Annotated in this window: 3 protein-coding genes; 1 reads left to right on the top strand and 2 read right to left on the bottom strand. The window is 69.8% G+C overall.

Annotated features, from left to right (window positions below; translation table 11 throughout):
* A partial coding sequence (gene dnaA, locus L2I40_RS20730) for a chromosomal replication initiator protein DnaA (RefSeq protein ID WP_237217068.1) occupies positions 1 to 1143 on the top strand: 1143 nt, incomplete at its 5' end.
* A gap of 19 nt (positions 1144 to 1162) precedes the next feature.
* Here the strand turns inward: dnaA and L2I40_RS20735 are convergent.
* Positions 1163 to 1678, bottom strand: a complete 516-nt coding sequence (locus tag L2I40_RS20735) for a hypothetical protein (protein ID WP_237217069.1) — start codon at positions 1676 to 1678, stop codon at positions 1163 to 1165.
* Between the two features lie 170 nt (positions 1679 to 1848).
* The gene (locus L2I40_RS20740) at positions 1849 to 3249 is read right to left on the bottom strand and encodes an NAD(P)H-dependent flavin oxidoreductase (protein WP_237217070.1); all 1401 of its coding nucleotides are present in this window, start codon (positions 3247 to 3249) and stop codon (positions 1849 to 1851) included.
* Positions 3250 to 3461 lie beyond the last annotated feature (212 nt).

The raw sequence follows: 3461 nt of genomic DNA on the forward strand, positions 1-3461 counted from the left end.
CCAGCGGCCACGCCCGCCCGTCCTGCCGGGACCGGCCTCGCGGAGCCGCTCGGCCGGGGGAGCGAGCCGCGCGCGGAGCCGCGTGGCGACGCGCCCCCCGACTGGGCCGCGCCGCTCGACCCGCGCTTCACCTTCGACACCTTCGTGGTCGGCAAGCCGAACGAGTTCGCCCATGCCTGCGCCCGCCGCGTGGCGGAGCGCCCGGCGAGCCCGGGCTTCAACCCGCTCTTCCTGTATGGCGGCGTGGGGCTCGGCAAGACGCATCTGATGCACGCCATCGCCTGGGCGACGCGCGAGCGCGGCGCGCAGGACGGCCGACGCCAGCTCTCGGTCGCCTACATGAGCGCCGAGAAGTTCATGTACCGCTTCATCGCCGCGCTGCGGTCCCAGTCCACGATGGAGTTCAAGGAATCGCTCCGCAGCGTGGACGTGCTGCTGATCGACGACCTGCAGTTCCTGATCGGCAAGGACAACACGCAGGAGGAGTTCTTCCACACCTTCAACGCGCTGGTGGATGCCGGGAAGCAGATCATCGTCTCCTCGGACAAGCCGCCGGCCGAGCTGGCGGGGATCGAGGACCGGCTGCGCACGCGGCTCGGCCAGGGGATGGTGGCCGACCTGCACGCCACCACCTACGAGCTGCGGATCTCCATCCTGCAGGCGAAGGTCGCGCAGGCCGGCGTTGCGGTGCCGCCCAAGGTGCTGGAGTTCCTCGCCCACAAGATCGCCACCAACGTGCGCGAGCTCGAAGGTGCGCTGAACCGGCTGATCGCGCACGCCAACCTGTTCGGCCGCCCCGTCACCCTGGAAGGGGCGCAGGAGGTCCTGCACGACGTGCTGCGCGCGCATGACCGGCGCGTGTCGATCGAGGAGATCCAGAAGAAGGTGGCGGAGCACTACAACATCCGCCTGTCCGACATGTCGTCGCCGCGCCGCGCCCGCAACGTGGCGCGCCCCCGCCAGGTGGCGATGTACCTCGCCAAGCAGCTCACGACCCGCAGCCTGCCCGAGATCGGGCGCCGCTTCGGCGGGCGCGATCACACGACGGTCATGCACGCGGTCAGCCGCGTCGCCGAGCTGATGCAGCAGGACAACGCCTTCGCCGAGGACGTCGAGCTGCTGCGGCGGATGCTGGAGACCTGAACCGGCGCGGCCGCCCGGCTCAGCGCCGGCCGCGCAGGACCTCGCGGAACGCGTCCGGGCCCAGCGTCTTGGCCAGGTGCTTCAGGCCGAGATAGGGCAGCAGGATCAGCCAGAGCAGCAGGCAATAGGCCAGGAACTCCGCCCAGCGCCCGCCATCGACATGCTCGGCAAAGACACGTCCCGGATGCCGGCCGTGGATCGCGCCCACCACCAGTTCCTCGATCACCGTCAGCACGAACAGGATGAGCATCAGGAGCCACGAGCTCCGGAGCACGCCGCGCAGCAGCGGTTCGCCGTCCACACGTCGGTCGGCGTTCATGGCCTCACCCAGCATCAGGAACTTCCCGAGCACGAGGGCTTTCGCGATGGCGAAGCCGTAGCCGGCGTAGTGGATCGATTCCTCGGTCAGCAGCGCGGCCTTGTAGAGCTGGATCGCGCCGAAGCAGACCGTCAGATACAGCACGATCAGCGCGTAGCTGCGGATCTCGTGGAGAAGGCGTTGTCCCGGACCGGGCCGTGGGTCGATCGCGTCCATGGCAGGGAGCCTAGAGCACGTTCCGATCGGCTGTAATCAGCCGATCGGAGGGCCGTGGTCTGGAAAACGATGTTGCCAGGGCAGTTCATGGCCGTGCGGCGGAACCCAACGGCGGTTCCACTCGAACGCGCGCTGCTGCAGGGGCCCGCGCGCCGCCATGTCGCGCGTCGTCAGCGCCCCGTGAGGATCCGCTCAACCAGCTGCTTCGCGGTCGGGATGAAGCCGTTCGAATAGAACGGGTCCGACCCGAAGCGGTACGCGTTGTGCCCGGCGAACATGAGGTTGTGCTCGAGCGCGCCGTCATGGGCGATGTCCTGCAGCGTCTTCTGGATGCAGAAGCTGCGCGGATCCGCCTTCTTGCCGGTGCTGAACTCCGGCTCGTGCTGCGACCAGTTCGAGAAGCGGCAGGCCGAGAGGCAGCCCATGCAGTCGATTTGGTCCTTCAGGATCTCCCGGCTCTTCTCCGGGGTCACGAAGATCAGCGTGTTCTCCGGCGTGCGCATCGCCTCGACGAAGCCCGCGGCTTCCCATTGGCGCACGCGCGCCAGGTCATGCGGCGTGAGGTAGACCAGCCGCTTGCGGGGGCCGACCGGGTATTCGGCCGTGTGGTCGCCCGCCGGCTCGCCCAGGAAGGCCACCTGGCGCTCGTTCCGCGCCTCGAGCTCGCGCAGGAACTCGTTGCGTACGGCGCTGCTGTAGAAGCCGGTCGGCGAGAAGGGCTGCAGCAGCACGTCGCCGTCCTTCAGCGTCAGCAGACGCTGCTTCCAGGCCTCGGAGATCGGGCTTTCCTGCGTCAGCAGCGGGCGGGTGCCGAACTGGAAGGCGACGGGCCCGAGCTCCGCGCTGTCGATCCAGTGCTCCCACTCCTCGAGCCACCAGACGCCGCCGGCCATGATGATCGGCACGTCGTCGAGGCCGAATTCGCGCATCTGCTGGCGCAGCTTCAGCACGCGGGGATACGGATCCTCCGGCTTGCGCGGGTCCTCGCTGTTCGAGAGGCCGTTGTGGCCGCCGGCGAGCCAGGGGTCCTCGTAGACCACGCCGCCGAGCCACTCTCGCGTCTTGTGGTAGGACCGCTTCCAGAGCGCGGAGAAGGCGCGGGCGGAGGAGATGATCGGGTAGTAGTGCACGCCGTAGTCGCGTGCGATGTCGGCGAGGCGATACGGCATGCCGGCGCCGCAGGTGACGCCGTGGATCAGGCCCTTCGCACCTTCCAGGACGCCGCGCGCGACGCGCTCGGCGCCGCCCATCTCCCAGAGGATGTTCATGTGGATCCGGCCGACGCCGCCGGAGCGCTCATGGGCTTCCCGGGCCTGGGCGATGCCGCCGCGGATGCCATAGGCGACGAGCTCCTCGTGGCGCTCGCGCCGCGTGCGGCCGTGGTAGATCTGGCGGATGACGTTGCCGTCCGCGTCGTAGCTGTCGGCGTTGACGCCAGAGAAGGTGCCGACGCCGCCGCCCGACGCCCAGCCGCCGCAGGTGGCGCCGTTCGACACCGCCACGCCCTTGCCGCCCTCCACCAGGGGCAGGACCTCGACTCCGCCCATGCGGATCGGGTTGATCGCCTTCAACTCTCTCGTGCTCCGCGAAGGAGGGGGCGCCGCCGTGAGATGGCGGCGCCGTGACGCTATTAGGGCAAGGTCTGCGACTTTGGGAGGGCTCCCCGAGCCCTCCCGCTGTCAGCCAGGCTCACTCGGCCGCGTCGCGGCCGCCGTCGCCGTCGCGGTCGCGCCGGGGGCGCCGGTCGCGGTCGCGCCGGTCGCCACGATCGGCGCGCTCCCCG

This window comes from Falsiroseomonas oryziterrae (genome assembly GCF_021864505.1).
GTDB classification, from domain to species: Bacteria; Pseudomonadota; Alphaproteobacteria; order Acetobacterales; family Acetobacteraceae; genus Falsiroseomonas; species Falsiroseomonas oryziterrae.

Coding starts and splice junctions, on each gene's coding strand:
- L2I40_RS20735 (WP_237217069.1), bottom strand. CDS start 1,678: ATGGACGCGATCGACCCACGGCCCGGTCCGGGACAACGCCTTCTCCAC.